Consider the following 25,497-nt stretch of genomic DNA (forward strand, 5'->3'; position numbering starts at 1 on the left):
TGTATAAAAAATAGTGGAATATTATGAAAACATAAAATTCCACTATTTTTTCATCTAAGACAATTTATATATCGTCTCTTTTTCTTTTTAATTTAAACATTGACGGTAATGCCAGTGCTACTGCAACCGCAAGTATTATTTCACAACTATTACGCTCCAGTCATAATCAACTTTCTTGTAATTGCTGTCCACAACCTTCAAAATATTATCATATAAATACTCGTGTCCTGCGTTTGTATTCATTTTTGAATTATCATATAAAGTCTTTGCCACATTAAATATGGAAAATTTTGCAACTTTACTATACAAATATGTTCCATCAGATAACTTTGCATATGCCCTGATTTTATAGGACTGTGTAAGCGCCGGCACTGTCTTTCCATTATCTGTCATTGTCATAACATAATTAGTAGCTGTATCTGACTTGGAAAACTGTCGGTCAGTAATTCCATTACTTGTTGAATTTACAGCTGCCACAAATTTATTTTCCACTCCTACATACATATCGTCATCGGATACACTGTCAACATCCACTGCATATATATTTCCAAATTCAACAACATTTTTTCCATTAATAGATGGCTCAACAGAAGAAACTGTCCTTAAGCCCTCTAAAATGTTACTTATCTGGAATCCTTCCACCTTAACATCATCTGAAATTGTTATACCTGATGTATCATTCTCTGTTGCTTTTTCTGTTGGTGCTGCCGTAGGAGCATCTGTAGTAACTTCCCCTGCACTATAGAAATTAAAGCACTCCCATGCGCCCCCTATATTATCGCTAACTGCCTTTAGCTGTCCCTTATCTGATGAATCGTCAAAATCTGCCTTTACATATTTTCCATTTGCAATGGAACGAAGGGCATATTGATTTCCTGTTACATGGACAGGTTCAAACTGTTCCCACAAACTTATATTATTACTTCTTGCCAACAACTGATTATTTTCATCTATAACTGCGCATACATACTTTCCGTTTGCCTTTGATTTTAAGGAAATTGTTCCATTACCATTATTAATTACTTCCAACACATCATCTGTGGATGAGTACGATGATTTGTTTGCTGATAAAGGACTGTTACCACTATTTACTGCCGTTACAATATTATCTGTACACCCTAAATAGTAACTTCCCTCATTCATACATTCAGGTTCTGAACTTGAAATCACTCCCGGAGTGTATTTCTTAAATACGTTTGTAAGGGATGTATTTAAATATCCTGAACCCACATTAGACCATTTTGCCAAAATAGTATCATAAGAATCACTCTCTGCATTGACACTTGAAACTGACTGATTAACCAGTCCCCAGTTTCCGTATGTGGATACGCATTTATATGTCCAGTTTGTCCAATTTAAACCACTGTCGTTTAACAGCTTAAGTCCCTGCTCCCATGTAGACGGACTATTAAAGTATGAAAATTCTCCCATATAACTTGGAACATTATAATTTGCACTGTTTATGTTATTTATACGCTTTTGCATATTGGCAATCTGCTGACCATTTGCATTCTCATAATCATCATATAAATAATTATGATACTCATACATAACATTTTCCCATCCATATGTATCAGGATTTGGCAAATCTGTAGGTTCCCATGTTGCTTCCATAATAATAACATGGGTTGGATCCTTTGCTCTAATTCTTTTATATGCATTATCATAAATATTCCACAACCATGAATGTAACTGATCGTCTGAATATCCTGAATTATAACGATATTCATTATAAGGTTCATTTAGCAAATCATAACCTGCCACTACAGGATTGCTATTATAGTGTTCAGCTATTTTTTCCCACATCTGATAATACTTCTCCTGATTAGAAGCTGCATTACTTCCAAAGAAAAACTCAGAAGCACCTTTTTTATCGTTTCCTCCATCCACGCCTGAATGGTCGCTTCCGTTTTGTGAACCATAGGCACCGTGCATATCTATAATTACATAGATTCCTCTTTTTCCTGCCTGTTCAACAAACCAGTCAACCCTGTCAAAAGCATTGCTGTACCAGTTATTGTTTTCATCAACAAAATTCCTGTACCAAATTGGAAGTCTTATACAATTTATCCCCAGACTTGCACATGTATCAAAATCTGATTCCTTCCAGTAATTACTTTCATATGTGTTAATAAGAGTTTTTGCGGCATCACTGCCAAATCTGTTAGTTAATGTATTAATCAAATCTGTCTGGTCTGTTACATTAGCAGTATAATCCGTAGGCGTAAGCCAAAACTCCTGTAACATATATCCCCCTGCATTTGTTCCCCTAAGATATACGGTATCCCCCTGTCCATAATTATTCTTAAGAACCTTACCGTTTGCTTTTAAGAAATCCTTATATTTAATTTTGTTTGTAGTTGTAGCACTTACATCACTTGTTTTATATACCGTAATACCGGTAATTGACATTGCTGCTATAAGCATATACACAGTGATTTTCTTAATTAATCTTTTCAAAATCTGCCTCCTTACTTTGTCCACTACTTACCAGGATCATAAAGGTTGTCATTCCATCCGTAATCCACTTTTGTTGATAAATAGTATTTATTACCGCTTATTCTGCTTAAAATCGTATCATACAGGTATGCATGTCCATTATAGTTTGATGACATTGCATTTTTATAGAAATAATAAGCTACCTCCGGTATAGACATTGACTCAACATTATTTCCATATATAATGGTTCCATCTTCTGCCACTACAAAAGCTCTTGCATGGAAAGAGTTAGTAATCACATTAAGTGAGTTATCACTTCCATAATATGAATTATTTCTCACGGTTCTTACATATTCCATATATCCGTCTTTATTACTTAAAATACCATCATCCGTAGCAAGATATCCTAATGTGTAATTATTACCATTGTACTCTTGAGCTCCAATATATGTATGAGCTGCTCCTGATATCTGACTTGTATTCAACACTGAATAGGAGCTGTCAAATACATCTTTTGTTTCATCGCCTGTAGCGTTAGGATCAATTGTATATATAATTCCAACATTTTTAACCTTATAAGACTTGTCTGATACGGTAATTGTTTCTCCTACTGCCGGTGCCCTGCATATTGTTCTAAATGCTACTTTTTCCGCACCTTCCTCATCAAATACAACTTCTCCACTTGCATTATAATATCTGTTTCCATTTGTTTTTATCTGGAAACCTTTAATGCTGATTTTATCAGTCTTTATAATAGAAGATTCTGTTACTACTTCAACTTCGTTAGATATATCTTCACTAGAAACTGCCTCATCAACAGACGCCTGAATACTCACACTATGTTTTCCGGCTTCCACATTAGCTATTGTAGCTGTTGCTGATGGACATATAAAAGTAAAATCCTTTACATTTGCAATATTTCCACTGGTATTATTCACAAATTTCATATATACCGTATGCTTTCCTGCACTTAATGGCTTATACAAATCTATTGTAGCTGTAACATAGTCTGACCATGATGCTTCAGTTTTCGGCGGTGTCACCTTTAATGAACCAATTATTTCTCCGTCCATGGAATCCTCATATAAATAAATCATTCCGCTGTTTCCTTTAGCACAGGAATAATTTATTGAAAGTGATGTTGCCGGTGAACTTAAGGAAATATCGTCATATTTAGTCCAGGCACCGTTATGGGTTCCTCCTATATTATAGTTAACACCATCTTTTTTATCATTTACTATTCCATATTGGTTTGAATAATCCGTAGCCTCCTTAGTCACCTTTGATACTTTAACAACTGATTGATTAACTGTCATTGCAGGAGTTGTAGAACCGTCAACGTATATATTATACTTTGGGTTACTATCCATATCAGCCTTAGGATACCATGTTACGTTAATGGAATTAAGCATTCCCTGAGCATTTACACCTGAAACTGATTTTACCTTTGATGTAGCAATATTTTCTACTACTCCCGGAAAATAATCTTTAATTTTTGATGTCAATCCTGTATTTTCAGTGCTTTCTCCTACTTTTGACCACTTGCTTAATATAGTATCATAAGAATCATTTTCAACATCCGCCCAATAGTTATTAGTATCTGAATCTGAGCCGTTTCCCGGAGTATTGTATAATCCCCAGTTTCCATATTGCTTTGTACACTTATAATTCCATATTGTCCAATTCAGATTGTTGTCATTAAGCAGCTTAACTCCTGTATTCCATGTATCGTTGTTGCTCATGTAATTAAACTCACCAATATAGCTTGGCACATTGTGTGCTGCACTGTTAATGCTGTCGATTTTGCTTTGCATAGAACTTATTTGTGTTCCTGATGCATTGTCATAGTCATCATACATATACTGATGATATTCATAAACTACATTTTCCCAACCCTTTTCTGTAGGGTTTGGAAGTGTATCAGGATCCCACACTGCTTCCATCATTATTATATGATTTGTATCAACTGTTCTTATTCTTTTATATGCCTTGTCGTAAACATTCCACAAAATCGACAATCTTTCCTGCTTAGTTTCATTTAAACCTGAATCACTCATATAATCTGCCATAGGTTCATTTAACAAATCATAACCGGCAACAACAGGGTTGTTTTTATAATGGTCTGCTATTTTGTACCACATCTCATAGAATTTTGCCTGATTAGTAGCTGCATCTGTTCCAAAAAATAATTTTGAATTATCCCTTTTCTGCTGATTGGTACTTCCACCATATATTCCTGAGTTATGACTTCCGTTTTGTGAACCATAGGCACCATGCATATCTATAATTACATATATTCCATAACGTCCTGCCGTTTCAATAAACCAGTCTAAACGGTCAAAAGCATTACTGTACCAGTTTCCATTTTCGTCCACTAAATTTCTATACCATATTGGAAGTCTTATACAATTAACTCCCAGTCTTGCACAGTTTTCAAAATCCTTTGATGTCCAATAATTTTCCTCATATGTATTAATCAGCTCTGCTGCTCTTTCACTTCCCAAACGGTCTGTAAGTTGATTGATTATGTCCTGTTGACACCTTATATTTCCACTGGTGTCGTCACTTGTTGCTCCTTTTGTGGCACATAGCCATATTTCCTGTAGCATATACCCTCCGGCATTAACACCTCTTAAATATACTGTGTTACCATTGGTATTTTTAATTTCTTTTCCTTCTGTTTTCAAAAAATTAGGATAAACTTCCTTTTGTGTTGAAGCAGCTTTTACCGTATTTAACGTCATGGTATTCACATTAATACCTGTAATTATTAATGCAATACTTAATAATAAACTGCTTATCTTTTTCAATATATTCATAACTGTTCTCCTATAGATACAAAATCCACTGTTACTTTAGTCAAAAAGGTCTCCTATGTTTCCTCCTGTAACTTCCGGTGGTGAAAACCAATCTCTTGTTTCAGTGTCCCCAGGGCCATCCGGAGACGCAGTTGTCTCCGGTGTAAGGCTCACCATCATATTTTTATTAACTTCAAATTTTGTAACTATTACTTCCGGTGTTGTATATAATTTTCGTTTAATCATTTGCTTTCTCCTTTTCAACGCTACTTTCTTATATAGATTCCACCATTCCACTCATACTGGACTTTTCTATAATATCCTTTATAATTTCCTATCTTTTCAACTTCATTATAAATCCATTGGTTTAAGTCCGTATAAGTTGTACCTCGTGCATTGTTTAATGCATCTAACAGTTCCTTATTTTGTTCTTCCGTCAGATTTTTTGAATAAAATTCCTCTCTTTGTGAGTATTCACCCTTATAACTATTCTGACAGTAAATAAAGTCATTCATGTCTCTATATACTGTATTTAACAGGTTATAATACTTGCTACTGGTACTTGTAACATTAAGAGTTTTCATCATTGCCTTAGCAATTCCGACTCTGTTATGCTGCATATCAACCAGATTTAATACATTATCATATAAGAACCTGTGTCCCTTTAATGTACTCATTTTCTGATTGCTGTAAAGATGCTTAGCTATCTCGTACATATCAACAGTATAAATATTATTTCCATATTCTATTTTTCCGTCTGCCATTTCAGCATATGCCCTTACAGTAACTTTTTCCTCTAATGTGTCAAACATGTAGCTTAAACACTTAAAAGTTAAACCATAGTAACTCCAATATTTTGTAGAGAACTCTGAACCGTCCTTTGTACTCCAATCTGCATACACACCATTTGGTGTTTCCTCATGTACTTTTACGTTACTATTGCCTGATGCCCCTTCTTTTGTCATTAATTTTTCCAGCTGTTCCCTATCCTTTCCAACTGTTTCTCCTTTAATGGCATATACAACACCAAACTTTTTAACTTTCTTTCCTTTAATAGTATTTTTGCTTACTCTGCATACTACCCTGAAAGACGGACTATATTCAGATACTCCTCCTTTATCTTTATTTCCATTCATTTGGAAGCCCTGTACTTCCACATCACCTAAATCATTATAAGTATTGGTGCATGAAAGAACTGTATCTCCGGTTACTTTATTTACCGTAACTTCCCTTCCGTCTGTGCTGTCTCCCTGATTTATAACCCAGGAGGTTTTGTAATACTCATCACTCCATATGTTAGTATCAACATCTTTTTTACTATAATCGTCCTCTGTTACTGTAACCTTACAATTGTTATATACGTATAACTCTATTTCTTCAGAGTGCTTTAAGCTAAACCTGTACTTTCCTGTTTCAGTTTCTGTAAGTCCTGTATTAGGAAGCTTTGCGGCATCTATTGCTTTTCCATCCTTTTCAATGGCTATTGTAAAGTTAAAGTTTTTATCCTTCTCAGCCATATTCCCTGATACATTTTTCTTTATGGTAACTTTTCTAATAGGATTATAAATATTTATAAACTCAACAGAATTACCCTTAGCTGATGAATATGTAAATTCAGCAGTATATGCAAGATTTGTCCCATTAATATGGCTTATACCAACCTCTTCCTCTGTTCCGTTTTTATTAACTTTTTCTAAGTAATAAGGAAGATAATTGTTGCTTACAATCACCTCTTCTACTGTATATTGATTTTGATTTGTTAATTTTGCTCCATCGAAAGTAACGGTCTTAAAATATCCGCTTGCCTCTCCTCCCTGAGCCTTTTCTATCTTGACAAAATCACTTTGATTAATAGTTTTACTTTGTAAAATATTACCTGATTTATCTTTCAGTTTTGCAACTATGGTGTAGCCATCAGGTATTGTATCTAAACCTTCTACCTTAACTGTTGCAACTACAATTCCACTTTTGTAATAAAGCTTTAATACATTGTGGTTATATGCCACCGTCATGTTTCTGTCGTTTTCATCTACATAGAAATCTTTAGAATCAGCATCATTTTCACCACTTATTTTTGCCTGATATAATGTAAGTTCACTAACTTCTGACGGACTAGGTACAGCCACTCTGTCATAAGGATTAACAGTACCATTTACTGTTAAATTATCCTGTTTTTGTCCATCAACATAATACTCAATGGTGTATGACTGTCTCTGCTCAAATGTTACATTATCCAATAAACTTCCTACAGTTTCATTTGCTGTATCACTTTCATTTCTCTTTGCACCTCCTGCTGAGACAAAGAAGAAACGTGTAATGTAGTTTTTATCTCCTGATGGAGCATTGTATATACCATTATGGTCGTTCCACTCTCCTGCATTTTTCTTACTTGTTACCTTCCACATAGTTGCAGTAACTCCGTCAGATAATGTAAGAGTTGTACCTGTTGTTCCCTCCTTATTGGTTTCTATAGCCTTAACGTCATCTTTGCTTATTAATGCCTTAATCTGCTCAGCTGTCGTATAATTTTTTGCATCTTTAGCTGACATTGCCACAACATACATACTGTTCTGACACCAGCGTCCTGCATAATCCAAATCCCAATAACACTGTGAATTAGGTGTTGTTAAAATATCCTGATATAATGCACCTACATTTTCACAGTTAAGCTCTGCAAACTGGTCTCCATGAGCATTGTTTTTGTACATTTCATCCTGTGTTACGGAGAACTGGGATACCTGTTCGTTTTCTCCTGAGGTTTTTAACTTTCTTCCATTTACAATTTCAATATCATGTCCTACACGGTTACTATTTGGCCCGTTAGTCCATCCCGGTGCTGTTGTTTTCCACATTAAACCTTCATATCCGTTAGGATACTGCTGTTCATCACCATTTGAGTTAAATGGGAAGATTTTTCCATCTTCATCTGTTGAAAACATTGCCGGATACTCAAAATCTCCATTTTGTATATTGTTATAATATTGTACTTTGTAAGAATGTGACCACTGTGTAGTGCCACTTTTTCTTACTCTGTAGTATTTACCACCGCCTAAATCTTCTGCAACGTGAACAATGTCATTTGTTATTCCATCCTTAATGTTTCCCAATATCTCAAGATCATATCTCTTCTTTGCCACATCAGTCCATGTTTCTCCGTCACTACTCTTTTGCCACTCATATGTACAGCCACTTTCAGGATTCTTAACACAAAGACTACCATTTTCGCTTAATTTATCTTCTATAATAATTGCCGACTTCCAAACTCTTACTTTATAAACCAAACTAAACTTTAGACTTTCCTTGCCTGAATCAGCTTTTTCAAAAATCTGACATCCTATTTGTGTCTCAACATAATCTTTGTCTCCAAAATCAAGGTTTGCCGGTAGCTTATACTGAACAGTTGCCTGCTGTTGCCCCTTATAGGAAACTATTCCCTCATCATGACTTTCAGCACCTCTTAATTCATCACCTGAATTTCCTGATGACCAGTAAATTGTATGCTTTGATGCTTCATAATACAATTCTCTCGGGTTTACATAAAAATATAAATCCTTATTTGCTTCATATACAACGTCATATGTATCCCCTGTACCTATTACATCATCCTGTACAAGACTGCTGTCAATCATTCCGGCTTTTTCCGTATCCTGTAGTGCTGATATGGGATAAATTCCATAATTTTTCTTAGACTGATTAGTCCAATAATCTGTCTTATCTGTTTCTTTTCCCCACACTTCAAATTCATAAAGGGATAATCCCCAGCTTCCACCTCTTACTTTTTCATCTGTATATAATCTAACGTATCTTGTTTTTACATTATCCATATGAATGCTGTTTCCTAATTCAAGGTTTGCATAATAGGCATCTTTTTGAATTTCATCAGCATCTCCCGGCTCTGTCCAGTTTGTAACAGTCCGATAATCAGTCCATGTTTTTCCGTCATCTGAAATCTGAATTTTAAAACTTTTTGCATAAGCACGCTCAAATTTCAAATCTACCGAATCTATTGCACACTGCTTTCCTAAATCAATCTGATACCATGGATTAGCGTCTTTCTTCGGTGCTGCCCATCTTGTGTCATCCTTTCCGTCTACTGCATTTTTAGGATTAGAAGTAGTTGCTCCATTGTCAGAACTGCTTACCTTTACATCCTTTCCTACTGAAAGGTCTGACAGCTCTCCCTTAACTGCTGTACCATAAACTCTGATATCTCTTATGGACATTTTATCATGATATGCCATTTTTATACAACGTACTTTTACATATCTTGCCTTTCCTAAACATACGCCATCCGACTCATATTTAAGTTTGTCTGTATCTGTTGTTTTAAAACCTCTGACTGTTCTTGCAACAGTCCAATTCACCTTATCTCTTGAAACAAGAATCTGAAAATCATCAGGATACGCTTTTTCAAACATAATGCTGACTTTTTCAATTTCATATAATTTTTCAAGGTCAATTATGAAATATCCTTTATCACCAATTTCACCACTTCCCCATCTTGTGTCTTCATCTTCATCTACGGCATTTTCTGCGCCAAAATTAGGCTGTGAACCGGATGCCTCCACCGGTTTTCCAAAGGCAAGGTTATCCTTATCAGTAACTCTTTCCAACTTGAAATAGTCTACATTTGCCTGCTGCCATGAATTGCTTTCAGAATAAGGAATATTAGAAGCACCTGTAATATCAATTACATTTACTCCCTTATTTAAGGTAACTTCAGTAGATATTGTTTTAACTGTTGTCCATCCACCTGTAACAGGTGCTGAAATACTTGTCCAACTGGAATTACCTGTACTGTTAATTCTGCAATCAATGTTTGTATCTTTTGAACTTCCTGATGCATACGCAACAGTGAGTTTATACTTTCCTGCATGTTTTACGTCAACATAAGAAGTAAGGTACGCCCTGCCATTATCCGGCCATGCGTTCATTCCACCTACTGCTTTTCCATTAGAAAACGCATTATCTTCCTGTATATTATGTTCGCTATCTGCATCTCCCTGAATGTAAGCATGGGCATTTTCTGCTTCGTGCTTATCATTACTGTCTGAAACCGTTTCCGGTTCGTACTCAAACTGGAAATAATCAAGATTACATGCTCCCTTTGAGCCATCTGCAACAAATTTTAAATATATTTCATGATTTCCTGATGGAATACTAATGTTTTCTGACGTATCAACATAATTTTTCCAGTCAGAACCTGTTCCCGTTGTTTGCACTGTAGCAACAGGCGTTCCTGACATTGAGCTGTCATCAACATATATTTCAACTTTTCCACCATTATCATTTTTTACGCTGTTTCTTAAATATATCTTTGATACCTTCCTATCAAAGAAAACATTGTATTCTGCCCATTTTCCATTTCTAAGTCCTCCAAGATTTGTTCCATCTACATAACTGTCATTTTCACCTTCTACTGTTATATCCCCTGAACTTTTAGAAAAAGCCTCTGCCTGTATTTTATTTCCTTTTAATGTTGTATCTAAAACGCCTGAAAATGCCAATTTAACATCTTCACTATATTCCAATGTAAAACAGTCTATGTTTAACCATTCGTCCCAGACATTGTTGTTATCCTCACGACCATGTTCTCCGCCTTTCCAAACCCATACTGCTCCTGAAATATCAATTTTATTAATTCCCTGTTTTAATTCAGCATTTACATCTACAGATTTTACCTCATCCCATGAGGAACCTACATCTGTTATGTCACAGGTGTTCCAACTGCCATTATTTATTCTGTATTGAAGTGATGTGGTCATAGTTCCGGAATACTTTATTTTCATATTATAGTATCCTGCATTTGCAGCTTTAACATAGGTAGTTAAATATGAACGGTCATGTTCCATATATGTATTCATTTTTCCTATTGCCGCACCATTTGAGTATTTATCGCTTAACTCTTTAGATACCTTATTTCCGGCAGTGCCTCTTACATATGCATGAGCCTTTTCTGCCTCATGCTTTATATTTGCATTTTCCGGCTTATATTCAAACTGGAAATAATCAAGATTACATACATAATTCTTTCCTGTGTCTGTAGTGAATTTCAAATATATTTTGTGATTTCCCGCAGGTATACTAACCTCACCGGATATATCAGTATATGTGCTCCAACTTCCTGTGGAACTTACATTTATAGTTGCAACAGGTGTTCCTGACATTGTGCTGTTGTCAACATAAACATCTATTTTTCCTGCTGAATTTTCATTACCACTATATCTTAAATATATTCTGGATGTCATTCTGTCAAAATTAATGTTATACTGAACCCATTTTCCGTCTGACAGTCCTCCTATATTTTTGCTTCCACTGGCTGAGGAATTATCATCATCTTTTACTCCATCAGCTCTACTGTCTGTATTCTCTGCCTCTATTTTATTACCAACAGTTTCTTTATTTCCAACAGAAAATTCTTCAAAAGCTTTCTTACTATAAGATTTTTCCTGCTCATTTCCGTAAATACCTACCTCATAAAGGGAAATTCCGTTATACTGTCCTCCGTTGTAACCACTTTTTTTGTAGGTACGCTGTACAGCTTGTATTTTTATATATCTTGCATTAACTGCACTAAATTCTATTTTATCCACCCTTGCATATGAATCCGAATCATAGGCTTCACTGTTGTAAACTGTGGTAATAAGGCTGTAATCTGTTCCATTTTCTGATTTATAAATATTATATACAGTGGCATTGGCCTGCTCCCAGCTTAAATATACCTTCTCCACACTGTATGTTGCCCCTAAGTCCACAGTATAGTATGTGTCATCACCACTTGGATTATACCATCTTGTATTTGCATCATTATCAATAGCCCCACTTATAGGAGTACTGCTATTCTCCTCTCCACTGGCTGTGGCAGATACTCCGTTATTTCTCACATAGTTATAATACTGGTCATTTAAAATGTCTGAAAAAGCCTCTCCTGTATTATTTGTCTTTTTTGTAAAGACTCCGGTGTCACTAATGGTACTTTCTACCGATGCTTTAGCCTCACTTCCAAATATGCCTATTTCCCATATAGATACACCATAACGTCTGTTGTTGCCTGAATCTGCCAAATAAGAATCACCAACATCTGTTATTTTTACGTATCTTGCAGACACTGCATTACTTAATGCTACAGTATCCACCCTGTTTTTAGGGTCTGTATAATCACTTATTTTAACCCTTGAAACTTCCTTGTAACTTCTTCCATCATTTGAAATTTCTATTTTGTAGTCAATGGAACTTGCTACTTCCCAGCTAATCCCAATTTTAGACACGGAATAACTTTGCTTTAAGTCGATTTGAATCCAGTGTCCGTTTGTATGGTTCGAGTTAGCCCATCTTGTATCTGTGCTTCCATCAACAGCTTTAGATGCATCCCTTCCATCCTCAACACCATCATCAGAACTTGTATTGACGCCATATTTAATATAATTATATAAGTCTCCGTCTTTGCCGCCAAATGCCTTCTTAGTATTATCCTCCATGGTGACATCTGCATTGGTTGCCGTAGCAGATGCCGCGGCTTTAACATTGATATTCGTCACTGAAATACTTGTCATCGTCATACTTACGGCAAGAACCGTCGCAAGCACTTTTCTTAGTAACTTCTTCACTTTTTTCTCCTCCAAAATATTTAATAAAAATCCCTTTTGCACATAATATATTATACTGCATTTATTTTCCAAAATCACTTTGATGAAAGTATCAATTTTTCATTATCAGTATCAATTTTTCATTATCAGTGTCCTTTTTTTATAATTGTGCATAATAACGCAACGATATCTGTATTTTTATCTGTGTGTTGAAAGATACACTATAAAAGGACAGCCTTCCTATTTTGGGGAAATACTGTCCTTTTATCTTTACTATCTTATTCTTTTATTTACATACTTTGCCTTGTATTTAGAATAAACTATTGTCTGATCTTTATATAAACCATAGTATCCTGACAGGGCATAGCTTATTGATATGGCAATTAAATAATATGATACCCCCTCAAATCCAAATAATTCAAAGGAAATGAGCATTGATGTAACAGGACAGTTGGTAATTCCACAAAACACCGCCACCATTCCTGCCGCTGCAGCTAATTCCGGTGGAAATCCTATGATTTGTCCACATACACATCCAAAGGTTGCACCTATACAAAATCCCGGAACTATTTCGCCTCCACGGAATCCTGCCCTCATGGTTATTGCAGTCAAAACCATTTTCCACACAAAATCAAGAGGTCGTGCCCTACCGTTTATAGCACGGGCAATTAACTCACTTCCTGCTCCCATGTAATCACTCGTATTTAGGAAGAGCGTTATCACAATTACAACACATCCTGCCACAAAAACACGAATATATGGATTCTTAAGGCATTTTGTATAAATTTTGGAGGCTATTTTTAGTGCAATACAAAACAGTATGCTTACTGCTCCGCACCCTGCAGCAATAACGCCCATTTTTAATCCGTTTTCAATGGTGATTTCAGGAATATTGGTAACATTAAAAACTTCCGGATGAATTCCTAATCCTGCTGCAAACTCTGCTGCTATTATTGATGCTATAACACAGGGCAGCAATGCGGCATAATACATAACTCCAACACTTACTACTTCCATGGCAAAAACTGCCGCTGCCATGGGAGTTCCAAACACCGCTGAAAACGCGGCACTCATTCCACACATTACCATAACATGCTGGTCAAATTCATCTAGCTTCACTATTCTCCCAAGCTGATTGCCTATGCTTCCACCAAACTGTATTGCCGCACCCTCTCTACCTGCCGAACCTCCTGTTAAGTGGGTTAGCAGGGTTGCCACAAAAATCAAGGGAGCTGATTTAATGGGGACATCATCTTTAGACCTGATGGTGGATAAGACCTGATTTGTTCCCCTATCATCCTTGTCTAACATCTGATACATAAAAACAATAATCAGTCCGGCAATGGGAAGAAACAGAAATACCCATGGGCTGCCGGTTCTAAACTTTATTGCTCCTTTTATGCAACCTGCAAACACGCTACTTGCTCCACCTACTATAACTCCTGTAAGTATGGCAAGAATTATCCATTTGAAAAAAGTAGTAATATCCTTTTTCATCCTGCCTTCATAATAATGAACTACTGCCTTATTTCGTTCTTCCCTTGTCATATTTTTGCTATCTATATGCATTGTATTTTCTCCCTGCACGGAGATAAAAAGTCCGACATCACAGAACATAACCGGCATTCTGTAACGTCGGACCTTACATGGAAAACTCTTGTATTTTCCTACAAACTCCGCTGTTAATTACCCTCTAAAATATATTTATTTTAATTATACACTGTATTTTCAGAGTGTCAATTAACAGTATCTCTTCCTTATTATATATAATCTTTTGTTTTGTGCATCAGACATTAATCTATGCTTCTGTACTTTCCTTTTTAGCACTGAATAATTTCTTTAAACAACTGAATGCAACCAACACTCCAAGAACCATAAGAAGTACCGCAACTATAAACTGAAGTCCGTCTACAAGGAATGTAGCATTGCCATTTACCATATTAGCAACTAATGCAATTGTCTTCTGAACTAATGCCGTAAAGGTTACTGCTAACATTACAAACATTGGTATGTACAATGTCCAGCCTGTTCTTCCTGTTGTTTTAAGGAATACTGCTAATGCAATTAAAACTAATGCTGCAAGAAGCTGGTTTGCAGAGCCAAATAAAGGCCATACATTGTTGTATCCACCAAGAGTAAGTAAATATCCAAAGAATAATGTTATAACTGTTGCAAAATATTTATTAGTTAAAACCTTCTGCCATACAGGCATTTTGGATGTGTCTGTTGTGTCGCCATAGAATAATTCCTGGAATGACATTCTTCCGATTCTGGCAACTGAATCTAATGATGTAAGGGCTAATGCTGATACACACATTGTCATGAAAACTGTTGCAACCTGTACAGGTAATCCTAATTTTTCCAAAAATCCTGCAACACCATTTGAAAAGATTGCAAAAGGTGTTCCATCAGGCTTTGTTCCATTTACTGCAACTGCGCCTACAACTACAAGAGATATTATTCCCAGCAATGATTCAACTACCATGGCTCCATATCCAACCATCGGCATATCTTTCTCATTGCTAATTGTTTTTGATGATGTTCCTGATGATACAAGGCTATGGAAACCTGAAACTGCACCACATGCAATTGTTACAAATAATGTAGGAAACAAATAATTTCCTCCTACGTTAAATCCGTTGTAGGCATTTAACTGCATTGTAGGATGTGCAACTACTACACCAATTACTGCTCCTGCAATCATGCCTAATAACATAAAGGTTGTCATGTAGTCTCTAGGCTGCATTAAAAGCCACATTGGCATAACTGATGCCAGGAATAAATAAGCCATAACAATGTATATCCAAGCTGTTTTTGTTGCATAAATAGGAAGTTTCATACCTATTGCAAACATAGCTACCAAAAGTGCAATGGCAATTACAGCACGTACTATTTCATTCATTTTTCCTACACGTTTTTGAATTACTCCAAAAACAACTGCTACAACAATAAATAACATTGATATGGAAGCTGCTGCTGAATTTGCGTAGCTTACGCTTTCTTTCATTCCTGCAACTCCTTTACCTACGAAGGTTCCTGCAACCATATCTGTAAATGCTGCAATTACCAGTAATGTAAACAACCAGCAAAACAGCATAAATAATTTTCGTCCGCTTCTTCCGATATATTTTTCAATAATCATTCCCATGGATTTTCCTTCGTTTTTAACTGATGCATATAATGAACCGAAATCCTGAACAGCTCCAAAGAATAATCCACCAATTACTAACCATAACAAAACTGGAACCCATCCGAATACTGATGCAAGTATAGGCCCTGTTACAGGTCCTGCTCCTGCAATTGATGAAAACTGATGTGCAAATACCGTAAATTTAGATGATGGCACATAATCCTGTCCGTCTTCATGAGTGTATGCCGGTGTTTTTGCCTTAGCATCGATTCCCCATTTATTTGCCAACCAACGTCCGTAAAATAGATAGCCGGCACCTAAAACTACAATTCCGATTAAAACAATAACTAAACCATTCATTTCTTTCTTTCGCAAAAATGCGACTCCTTTCTTATATTTGCAAAGAGTCTATATCGAAGGGATTTCTATTAAGTAAAAAAACCTCCGTCCTTATTCTACATAAAGACGAAGGTTAAAACTTCCGCGTTACCACTCTACTTGTCATTTCCATGACCACTCAGTCTCATCTCACAAGCCTACGCTATAGAAATAAGCTTCTTTTTAACGGTAGAAAACCGGTGACACCTACTATTCCAAAAGAACTTCAGTGCACTGCTCACAGAGGATAATCATCAAAAACATACACCGGCTCACACCAACCGCCAGCTCTCTTTAGTACTTACTTTCCAATGACCTTATTCTGCTCTTCGCATTTTCTCTTTGTTGACACCCACGATAGCACTGTGTGAAAAACTTGTCAATGCTGCTTTTAAAAAACTTTGTTTGTTTTAATTCTACTTTATTTTTTTAAGTGTCTGGTTGCTTTTTGTATATTTTTTTAATTTTTTCAACAAATTTTCTTTTATGTCTTCTACTATCTGCTTTGGTGTCAAATGATTGTCCCTTAACACTTTCTCCAGGTTGTAGCGGTCAAGAAATTCTGTTTTGATTCCATAATTTAAAACTTTCATGTCTGTATTTCCATAGAATCCTGAAATTTTCTGACCAAAGCCACCATCTAAAAAGCCGTCTTCTAACGTAATGACAGCAAAATGATTTTTCTTTAAGTCGTTAAGAGTTTTTTCATCTAATCCCGTTATATAATAAGGATTAATAACTGTTGCGGCAATTCCTGTAGTTTCTTTTAAGAGTGTGGCGACTTCTCTTCCTAAGTGATAAAAAGCACCAAGTCCTATTATGGCAACATCACTGCCCCTTTCAGTTATTTCATAAGTATTAAGTCTGCTAAAATCCTTTGAAACTATTTTGCCATCAGAAACAACCTGACCACCCGGAACTTTAATTGCCACCGGATAATCCTTCTGCTCAATGCTCCAATCAAGCATTGCCAAATATTCCTCTTTAGTTGTTGGTGCTAAATAAACAAGATTTGGAATATTTGACATCATTGGAATATCCTGTAAACCAATGTGGGTAACATCATTCATGCCATATACGGAGCCTGCGAAAGTAACAATAGTTGCAGGATTTTTATCAATACACAAATCCTGTGAAATCTGATCGAAAGCACGCTGAATAAATGTGCTGTAAACACCAAATACAGGCTTTCCTCCGTTTTTTGCAATACCGGAAGCCATGGCAACTGCCGTTTCCTCTGCAATTCCCACATCTACAAACTGACTTCCTGCCTCTTTTCTTTTATCCTCTGTAAATCCCATTATAGTAGGAGTTCCTGCTGTAATTGCCACAACTTTTGAATCCTTCTTCATTTTATCCAAAAGGTAGACATTAGTTACGGATGAATAATCCTCTCCGTCAAAAGTATATAACGGCTTACCTGTTTCAATATCAAATGGAGCACAAAAATGCCATTTTTCCTTGTTATGCTCTGCTATTTCATAACCTTTTCCCTTTAGGGTTTTAATATGGACAACTACAGGCTTTTTACTGTCTTTAACCTGTTTAAAAGCCTCAATAAGGGAAGTAACATCATTTCCTTTGTCCACATAAATATAATCAAAATTCATTGCCTTAAATAAATTACACTGAGCCTGTCCGTCTGTCTTCCTAAGAAGCTTCAGATTTTTGTATATGCCTCCATGGTTTTCGGCAATGGACATATCATTATCATTTACCACAACAATAAAATTACTGTTCATTTCACCGGCAACATCCAAGCCCTCTAATGCTTCACCACCACTTAATGAGCCATCACCAATTACGGCTATTACGTTGCCGTCCTCACCATTTAAATCCCTTGCCTTTGCCAAACCACAGGCAAGACTTACAGATGTGGATGTATGACCTATCGTAAAGAAATCATGTTCACTTTCCTTTGGATTGGTAAATCCTGACACATCATCGTAATGTTCCTCGTACAAATATGCATCTTTTCTTCCTGTAAGCATTTTATGGGGATAGCTTTGATGGGAAACATCATATACTATCTTATCTTTAGGTGAATCAAAAACGTAGTGAAGTGCTATTGTAGCCTCCACCATACCAAAGTTTGGTCCGAAGTGTCCGCCATGCTTACTTGCTCTTTTAAGTAGTGCCTGTCTCATTTCATCCGCCAACACCTCAAGCTGTGGCATTGATAGTTCTTTTACATCTTTTGGTTCATTTATATTTTCTATATACATTGTAATCCTCCATATTTACATAATATTATTTGACTATTTTTATTTTCTAGTCATTGTTACATGTGTCCTTATCCCAGTTCAATTCTCCGGTATCTACTGCCTTTTGATATCTTGATATTTTATAATCAAGACGTTTCATTGCAGTTTCTAACTGACTTCTCTGCTCCTCTAATTTTTCTTTTTCCTCCTGCAACAGATGAAGTCTTGCAGAAAATGTTGTATCTCCCTGCATACACATTTTCACATATTCAATTAGAGATTCCACTGATACTCCGGCTTTTCGCATACAAATTACCAGTTCCACCCAGCTTAAATCACTTTCCTGATAATCACGTATGCCACCTGCAGTACGTGTAACTTCGGGAATCATACCTATTCTCTCATAATATCGAAGAGTGTCCGATGAAATATTGTATTTTTCGCTTACTTCTTTTATGGTCACAAAAAATCACTCCTTTCTGATAAAGGAATTATAAAACTTAGAGTATACTCTAAGTCAAGGATTTTTATATTAATCACGGTATTTCCGCAAAAAACCGGTAAAATTATACTTTTTATAAAGCATAACTTTACCGGTTAGTTTTCGTTATATTGATTTACATAATTTTATTTTGCTAATGAATTATCCCAATTAAACTTTAACTCTCCCCCCAATTTGTATTGTTCTCAACCGTTCGTGAACCATAACCATAAAAAGTTCCTACTATAACTTCTTCATCCCCACCTGTTGCCGCCTTAACATTCGTTACTATAATGCCGTCTGTCCTCAATGCCGTAAACATCATTATAACGAATAAAAGTATGGCTAAAACCTTCCTTTCCATTTAATACTCCCATTTGTTTTTTATGAATATTGTTGTAATAACATTATTACCTTCCGTCACCTCAGTATTAATAAAAAATATACATTTCACTTTAAATATTTTCCATTTCTTTTAATACTTTATCAATATCACATTTATCCGGATTATCACCAATTAAATTACATATTTTTTCTATCAGTACAATGTCTTCTTCCAGTTCATCAGCTATCTGGGATAGTGGCTTTTTCTTTGTTAGTTTCTTGCATACTTGTGTAATAAGCTTTCTGTTTTGTCCTATATTTTCCCCTTCTGCCAGTCCCTCTTCATAATAGTCCTCTTTTAAGTGTTCTCTTGTTTTTTCCTCATCATATTCCATCATAAACATATCAAGCACCTCCGACCTGTGTTCCTGCAGGAAATCTATTAAGACACCATTTTCTATACAATAATCTATTGCCTGTAGAATTGCTTCTCTCTGGTCTTCCGTTTCCTGCCGAAACTCTTTTATCTTTGCCACCATTATAGCATAGCCTTCAAGAATTGAACACTTTTCCATTAATTCTTTGTTACATCCGTAATTGATATTTAGAACTGTTGCAGTCCATTCAAAACATCCTTCACCAACCGGCACCTTAAAGGCGTCTGATAACTTAAGTATCTCCCTTTCGGGGCGTTTCTCATTTCCATTATAAAACACATAATACTGGGGTGTGGGAATCATTATGAGCTTCCTTCTGTTAAGGTCAAGGTCATTTTCAACTACATACTTATTATATAATTCCCCTGCATATCTGAATCCACGAAAGGGCATATTAGGATTCCATGTACTTTGATGCTCCATTAGTGCCATTCTGTTGTCAATTATGCAGGACACATCATTTTTCATATTCATATAAAACACATCGTCTAATGTGTAAATTTGTAAATCATCAGGGTTAGTATAGTTAGTACCGTTTAATGCATTAAATAATTCCAGTAAATTCCCCTTATATTTTTCATATCCGAAAAGCATTCTGAATACCCTGTCTTTATGCTGCCTATTAACTCCTGCCATAAGTCCTCCTTTGTTTTTAATTTAGTATGTTTTGTTTTATATACACAGTGTAACATAATTGCAGGTTTTATTGCAACATAATTATTTTGTTACTATAATTATTTTATGTGATGTTTTATTTTCAGATGAATTTTCAGCATTAAACAAGAATAGCTACTCTTTAATTGCTGATTATTATTTTCCTAATCATAAATAATGTTATTTTATTTTTTCTTTTTGTATTGAATATATGTGTTTTCCCCATTTCTTCATACTTACTTTCGTTTTTACAAGCATTTATCTCAATATATCTTATCATTGTAATTGCTGTTCTAAAATTAGCTCATTAAGGATTTTCGAGGTAACAAAGGTGGATTCACTTTCAGCAAAAATTCAGAAAATGTACGGATACAGCGACTATGAAATGGCACTTATAAAATATTCTGTTACTGCAATGCTTTCTGAAATCAGCAAAATCGTCATTTTAAGTATTTTTTATTTGTTTATTGGAAAATTTGATTTATTTGTAGCATTTTTAGCACTGCTGATTTTTCTGCGAATTAATGGTGGGGGATATCATTGCAAGCATTATATTACATGCTTGATGCTTACAACTTTAATATCTGTTTTGGCTATAATTGTTTTACCGTTAATATCTCTCCCTAATTATTCCATAATGATATGCGTTTTAATTGTATGTTTACTTGTTACCTATTGCATTGGGCCTGTTCCATCACCCTTTAGGCCCAATCCTGATATGTTACTAATTAAGCGCTGTAACATCAAATGTTTTCTCGTAATTCTAACTTTCATTATAATTGTTAGCATTTTCAATTCTAACAATGGGATTAAACCTTATCTTGTTGTTGGCTTTTGGACTATTACATTACATACATTACAATTGATTATAGCTAAAATACTTCGGAAAGGAGACTAAAAAATCATGAAAAAATTTGCTTATTCAAGAATTAACAAGCTTTGTAGTATGTTCTTAGCACTTGGAGTGCTTTCACATTTCCATGGAGTAAGCTTTTTCTTCTTTGGAGAACCTAAATACCCTTCAAAAGATAACTACACGCAAATATAAAATCTGCAAAAGGTGGCTCACCCTAATTACTACTCTTTGTAAGATGAACCACCTTATCTATTTTATAATGTTAAACACTATCCATTCCATGCTATTATCATTTTCAATATGCGTATACACATCGTATTTGTACTTTTGTTGTAATTCCATAAGTTTATTTAACCCTATTCCTCTTTCCCCTTCCTTTGTAGAATATCCCCTTTCAAAGAATTTTTGTATTTCGCTATTTAAAATATTTACAACGGGATTTTTAACCAATAAATTAATACCCTCAGCATCGCTTAACTCAAACACTATTTTCTTTGATACTTCCGTACTGGTAACTGCTTCAATTGCATTATCTAAAAGAATCCCGACAATATCAACTAAATCATATATTACTATTTCATTGCTATCTCTATATGAAATCTCATACTGAATCTCAATTCCATTGTTTTCGGCTTCAACAAATTTAGTATATATAAAACCTGCCAATATAGAATTTTTTGTGCAACTCAGAACTTTTGAAAATCTATTTTGATATAAAACATTATCACAATATTTCTTTTGTATTTCAATTAATTCTTCCATTGATTCTGCTTTTAAATGAGAGCTATAAATAGCATCAATTTGATTTTTAAAATCGTGCTGTTTGTTTCTCATTGTTTTAATCATTTCCTCAAACACACCATTATATAAATTAGTAATCTGAAGTTCCTGCTCTCGTCTATTTAGTTCATATGTTGATTTTTGCCAACGATATATAAAAATCAAAAACATCGTCATGAATATGCTAATCAAAACAAATATATCTATTTCAATTACTTCACTCTTTTTCAATGAATACATAAAGTAAACTAACACGATAACGCATAATGTCAAAGAAGTTTTCAATATCCAATCTCTTTTTGCAAATATTTCAACTACTGACATAAATATTTTATTATTTCTTGTAAAAAATAATATCAATAATATCGCTCCATTAATAAACATTATTATGAGACTTTCGTTTGGAGTTATGTAATAAAAAAAGCTAAATGGAATATAAACTAATATTTGTAAAGCCCCTATTATTAATGTTACCAGTAAGCATTTTAGAACTGTTCTTTTTACACTGTCTCCAAATTTTAAATAAGCATATATAAAGTAAATTAAATAAATCACAAAATACATACCCTTAGAAACTATGCCTTCCTGTATCATTTGCATGAATGCCATTTCAATCCCAACAAATCCCACATTATAAACGTCTATTTTTAGTTTTTCTCCATTTAGGCTGTGCAGACATACTACAAGAGCGAGCATTTCAAATAGACGATATGTTATTTCGAGCATCTCTGAAGTCCCTCCAGAAAGCTTTGCTTAAGCCTGATTCCTATTTCCAGTTTTCCGTATCCGTCTCTCAGATATGCATACCTGTTTACTATATCCACACTTTCCACATAATCTGCGTTTACTATTGTATTTTTATTACATTTGAGAAATCTTTCAGAATTTAATTCCAACAAGGTATTTTTTGTAGATTTATATGGGGCATCCACTACCTCATCTTTACAATGGATATGTGAAGTATTATGGTCAATTTCAAAATATACGATATCTTCAACCTTTATTATGTAATGTACAAAGTCCTTCTTGTATTTGTAGTAGCGGTTTTCCTTCTTTTCAGTCTGAAACTTCAATGTTTCCTTTACTGTTTCCAAAAATTCATCATTATCATATGGCTTTTCAAAATACCTGTAACAATGTAGCTGTGCATATGCATACAAATTGGCGTCTTCTAATGCCGTTGTAAAAATAATCGGAGTAAATTTATACCTGTCTATTTTTCTTATACTCTCAACGAATTTAGTTCCGGCAATATCTCCCGGTATATTTGTGTTTAATATGATATCTACAATGAACAAATCGATGTGATATTCTAAAGCATAGCGATATGCCTGTTCGCTATTTTCAGCTTTATGAATAAATACCCCATCGATTCTATTAATCAGTGCACAGGCTTTATCCATACTGTGCATATTATCTTCTACTATCAATATTTGTTTGTCTGTTGATTGCATAAACATTTATCCCCTGTGTTAATTTATTTCTTTTTTCTTACATTTATATCATATTCCTGTTGAACCTTAAATGCACTTTTGGTTATTTCCAAATATATTTTTATCTTTTCATCTGCCGGTAGTCTGACAAAATCATATACATATTCCTGCTTGCCTTCTACCTTTCCCAAGAGAATATAATTTGGTGATGCATTGAATTTATCGTAAAGTATCTGCAATTGATTTGTAGTAACCTTGCTCTTACCGTATTCAATATTTTGATAATGCGTTGTGGAATGTATTCCCAGTATTTCCGCCATCTTCTCCTGGGACAATTGGTTCTCTTTTCTTACCGCGCGAATGCGCTGTCCGATTTCTCTATCTGTATTCATTTCTGCACCTTAGTTTATATTAATATCCCAATACCTACTTTGTCAATTTTAATATTTTTACTATCGTCATTCCACATTTATATGAGTGTTATTAACACTGTATTACAGTGTGTTTTTTCAAAAAAAAATATAAAGGCCTTTTGTTACCTTTATATTTTTTCATTACACTTATGATATTTTATTGTCAAACATAATATGTACTTTACTTTCCTTCTTTTGCAAAGTATTCTTTTACAAGTTTTACCACAACTCCTGATAATAGGAAAACCGCAATAAGGTTTGGTATTGCCATCAATCCATTAAAGGTTTCGGCTATGCTCCAAAGAAGTCCCAAATCCATTGTAGCTCCCACAATGGCAACTAAAGAGTATACCAGCATAAAAGGCTTGTTTACCTTTGAGCCAAACAAGAATTCGATACATCTTGCGCCATACAGTCCCCAGCCTACAATGGTCGAAAATGCGAAACAACACATTGCCACCGCAGTAAAAATTGAAACCCAGCTACCGTATGTTGAGGTAAATCCTGAGATTGTAAGCTCTGCTCCTGCTGTGCTTCCAAAGTTAATAGGCACTTCACTACATAAAATAACCAGCGCTGTCAGGGTACATATAACAATAGTATCCACAAACACCTCAAATATTCCAAAGAATCCCTGCTTTACCGGCTTTCTTGTATCAGCACATGCATGGGCAATAGAACCTGTTCCCAATCCTGCCTCGTTGGAAAAAATTCCTCTTGAAACACCTTTTTTCATGCTCATAAAAAAGCTTCCAACTGCACCACCTGTTACAGATGCCGGATTAAAGGCTCCCTCTATTATTAATGAAAAAACTGAAGGAATATTTTGTATGTTTAATGCAATTACACCTATTGCAAATACAATATATAAAAGTGCCATAAAAGGGACCAATTTTTCAGTTACCTGACCTATTCTCTTAATTCCTCCTAAAAGAATCATTGCCAATAAAACAGCTAAAATTATTCCAATTATAAGATTTACTGTTTTTGCACTATCTCCTGACATTATTCCATAATTTTCAAGAGCTGAATCTATGGCAGTTGTAATTGTATTTACCTGAGTTGCATTTCCGGTACCAAATACTGTCAGAACACCAAATATTGAAAACAGATACGCCAACCAGTGCCAATGCTTCTTTAATCCGTTTTTTATATAATACATTGGGCCACCAACTAATTCACCCTTTTCATTTTTTTCTCTAAAATGTACTGCAAGGGTTACTTCAGAAAATTTGGTACACATTCCAAGTATTGCAGAAATCCACATCCAGAAAACTGCTCCCGGTCCACCTATTGCAATGGCTCCTGCCACTCCTGCAATATTCCCCGTTCCCACTGTAGCTGCCAATGCCGTACACACAGCCTGAAACGGTGTCATTGCACCATCTGCCGCCTCTTTCTTTTTGAACATCCTACCGATGGTAACTTTCATTGCATAAGGGAATTTTCTGATTTGTATAAATTTTGTTCTAAAACTCAAAACCAGTCCCACTCCAATAATACATATCATTGCCGGGACACCCCATATAAAATCATTAACTGCTGAGTTTATACTTTCAATAACTGATGTCATTTCACTTAATC

The 25,497-nt window shown here is 35.1% G+C and carries 16 protein-coding genes and 1 other annotated feature; of the genes, 2 read left to right on the forward strand and 14 right to left on the reverse strand.

Going from position 1 to position 25,497, the window contains the following annotated elements:
- Positions 1-135: 135 nt before the first annotated feature.
- The 10 genes from H8S00_RS00745 to H8S00_RS00790 form a co-directional block, all read right to left on the reverse strand.
- On the reverse strand, positions 136-2,460 hold the full coding sequence (locus tag H8S00_RS00745; RefSeq protein WP_118589180.1) for a cellulase family glycosylhydrolase: 2,325 nt from the start codon (positions 2,458-2,460) through the stop codon (positions 136-138).
- Positions 2,461-2,483: 23 nt separating this feature from the next.
- On the reverse strand, positions 2,484-5,258 hold the full coding sequence (locus H8S00_RS00750) for a cellulase family glycosylhydrolase (protein WP_021953639.1): 2,775 nt from the start codon (positions 5,256-5,258) through the stop codon (positions 2,484-2,486).
- Positions 5,259-5,294: 36 nt separating this feature from the next.
- Positions 5,295-5,483 carry a hypothetical protein gene (locus tag H8S00_RS00755; RefSeq protein WP_021953638.1) on the reverse strand — a complete coding sequence of 63 codons (189 nt, stop codon included), beginning with the start codon at positions 5,481-5,483 and terminating at the stop codon, positions 5,295-5,297.
- A 20-nt stretch (positions 5,484-5,503) separates the two neighbouring features.
- Positions 5,504-12,844: a discoidin domain-containing protein gene (locus H8S00_RS00760; RefSeq protein ID WP_118589181.1), complete on the reverse strand. Its 7,341-nt coding sequence runs from the start codon at positions 12,842-12,844 to the stop codon at positions 5,504-5,506.
- A 252-nt stretch (positions 12,845-13,096) separates the two neighbouring features.
- Positions 13,097-14,392: a chloride channel protein gene (locus H8S00_RS00765; protein ID WP_243053044.1), complete on the reverse strand. Its 1,296-nt coding sequence runs from the start codon at positions 14,390-14,392 to the stop codon at positions 13,097-13,099.
- Between the two features lie 229 nt (positions 14,393-14,621).
- Positions 14,622-16,313: a carbon starvation CstA family protein gene (locus H8S00_RS00770; RefSeq protein ID WP_118589200.1), complete on the reverse strand. Its 1,692-nt coding sequence runs from the start codon at positions 16,311-16,313 to the stop codon at positions 14,622-14,624.
- Between the two features lie 98 nt (positions 16,314-16,411).
- Positions 16,412-16,670, reverse strand: a binding site (T-box leader).
- Between the two features lie 77 nt (positions 16,671-16,747).
- Entirely contained in the window at positions 16,748-18,556 is a 1,809-nt protein-coding gene (locus H8S00_RS00775) for a 1-deoxy-D-xylulose-5-phosphate synthase (protein WP_118589182.1), read from the reverse strand.
- 46 nt (positions 18,557-18,602) lie between these two features.
- Entirely contained in the window at positions 18,603-18,998 is a 396-nt protein-coding gene (locus H8S00_RS00780; RefSeq protein WP_118589183.1) for a MerR family transcriptional regulator, read from the reverse strand.
- A gap of 196 nt (positions 18,999-19,194) precedes the next feature.
- Positions 19,195-19,380: a hypothetical protein gene (locus H8S00_RS00785; protein ID WP_118589184.1), complete on the reverse strand. Its 186-nt coding sequence runs from the start codon at positions 19,378-19,380 to the stop codon at positions 19,195-19,197.
- Positions 19,381-19,471: 91 nt separating this feature from the next.
- Complete coding sequence (locus H8S00_RS00790; RefSeq protein ID WP_021951974.1) at positions 19,472-20,413, reverse strand: RpnC/YadD family protein; 942 nt, start codon at positions 20,411-20,413, stop codon at positions 19,472-19,474.
- Between the two features lie 229 nt (positions 20,414-20,642).
- Here H8S00_RS00790 and H8S00_RS14015 point away from each other — a divergent pair, with 229 nt between their 5' ends.
- Both H8S00_RS14015 and H8S00_RS00800 read left to right on the forward strand, forming a co-directional pair.
- Positions 20,643-21,329 (forward strand): accessory gene regulator B family protein, encoded by a 687-nt coding sequence (locus H8S00_RS14015; RefSeq protein ID WP_118589185.1) that lies wholly within the window; start codon positions 20,643-20,645, stop codon positions 21,327-21,329.
- A 6-nt stretch (positions 21,330-21,335) separates the two neighbouring features.
- The gene (locus H8S00_RS00800; protein WP_158576801.1) at positions 21,336-21,479 is read left to right on the forward strand and encodes a hypothetical protein; all 144 of its coding nucleotides are present in this window, start codon (positions 21,336-21,338) and stop codon (positions 21,477-21,479) included.
- Between the two features lie 57 nt (positions 21,480-21,536).
- On the opposite strand, the gene H8S00_RS00805 is transcribed toward H8S00_RS00800, so the two are convergent.
- The 4 genes from H8S00_RS00805 to H8S00_RS00820 form a co-directional block, all read right to left on the reverse strand.
- Entirely contained in the window at positions 21,537-22,793 is a 1,257-nt protein-coding gene (locus H8S00_RS00805; RefSeq protein ID WP_118589186.1) for a sensor histidine kinase, read from the reverse strand.
- Positions 22,781-23,521: a LytR/AlgR family response regulator transcription factor gene (locus H8S00_RS00810; RefSeq protein ID WP_158576800.1), complete on the reverse strand. Its 741-nt coding sequence runs from the start codon at positions 23,519-23,521 to the stop codon at positions 22,781-22,783. Before H8S00_RS00810 ends, H8S00_RS00805 begins: the two co-directional genes overlap by 13 nt.
- A 23-nt stretch (positions 23,522-23,544) precedes the next feature.
- Positions 23,545-23,892: a helix-turn-helix domain-containing protein gene (locus H8S00_RS00815; protein WP_021951979.1), complete on the reverse strand. Its 348-nt coding sequence runs from the start codon at positions 23,890-23,892 to the stop codon at positions 23,545-23,547.
- Positions 23,893-24,094: 202 nt separating this feature from the next.
- On the reverse strand, positions 24,095-25,486 hold the full coding sequence (locus H8S00_RS00820) for an alanine/glycine:cation symporter family protein (protein ID WP_118589201.1): 1,392 nt from the start codon (positions 25,484-25,486) through the stop codon (positions 24,095-24,097).
- Between the last annotated feature and the right edge of the window lie 11 nt (positions 25,487-25,497).

It is taken from the genome of Eubacterium segne, assembly GCF_014287775.1.
Taxonomy (GTDB): Bacteria; Bacillota; Clostridia; order Lachnospirales; family Lachnospiraceae; genus Eubacterium_G; species Eubacterium_G segne.

Excerpts from the sequence above, each read along its gene's own strand:
- H8S00_RS00750 (WP_021953639.1), bottom strand. The coding sequence starts at position 5,258 with ATGAATATATTGAAAAAGATAAGCAGTTTATTATTAAGTATTGCATTA.
- H8S00_RS00755 (WP_021953638.1), bottom strand. The coding sequence starts at position 5,483 with ATGATTAAACGAAAATTATATACAACACCGGAAGTAATAGTTACAAAA.
- H8S00_RS00765 (WP_243053044.1), bottom strand. The coding sequence starts at position 14,392 with ATGCATATAGATAGCAAAAATATGACAAGGGAAGAACGAAATAAGGCA.
- H8S00_RS00770 (WP_118589200.1), bottom strand. The coding sequence starts at position 16,313 with ATGAATGGTTTAGTTATTGTTTTAATCGGAATTGTAGTTTTAGGTGCC.
- H8S00_RS00775 (WP_118589182.1), bottom strand. The coding sequence starts at position 18,556 with ATGTATATAGAAAATATAAATGAACCAAAAGATGTAAAAGAACTATCA.
- H8S00_RS00785 (WP_118589184.1), bottom strand. The coding sequence starts at position 19,380 with ATGGAAAGGAAGGTTTTAGCCATACTTTTATTCGTTATAATGATGTTT.
- H8S00_RS00790 (WP_021951974.1), bottom strand. The coding sequence starts at position 20,413 with ATGGCAGGAGTTAATAGGCAGCATAAAGACAGGGTATTCAGAATGCTT.
- H8S00_RS14015 (WP_118589185.1), top strand. The coding sequence starts at position 20,643 with ATGTGTTTTCCCCATTTCTTCATACTTACTTTCGTTTTTACAAGCATT.
- H8S00_RS00800 (WP_158576801.1), top strand. The coding sequence starts at position 21,336 with ATGAAAAAATTTGCTTATTCAAGAATTAACAAGCTTTGTAGTATGTTC.
- H8S00_RS00805 (WP_118589186.1), bottom strand. The coding sequence starts at position 22,793 with ATGCTCGAAATAACATATCGTCTATTTGAAATGCTCGCTCTTGTAGTA.
- H8S00_RS00810 (WP_158576800.1), bottom strand. The coding sequence starts at position 23,521 with ATGCAATCAACAGACAAACAAATATTGATAGTAGAAGATAATATGCAC.
- H8S00_RS00815 (WP_021951979.1), bottom strand. The coding sequence starts at position 23,892 with ATGAATACAGATAGAGAAATCGGACAGCGCATTCGCGCGGTAAGAAAA.
- H8S00_RS00820 (WP_118589201.1), bottom strand. The coding sequence starts at position 25,486 with ATGACATCAGTTATTGAAAGTATAAACTCAGCAGTTAATGATTTTATA.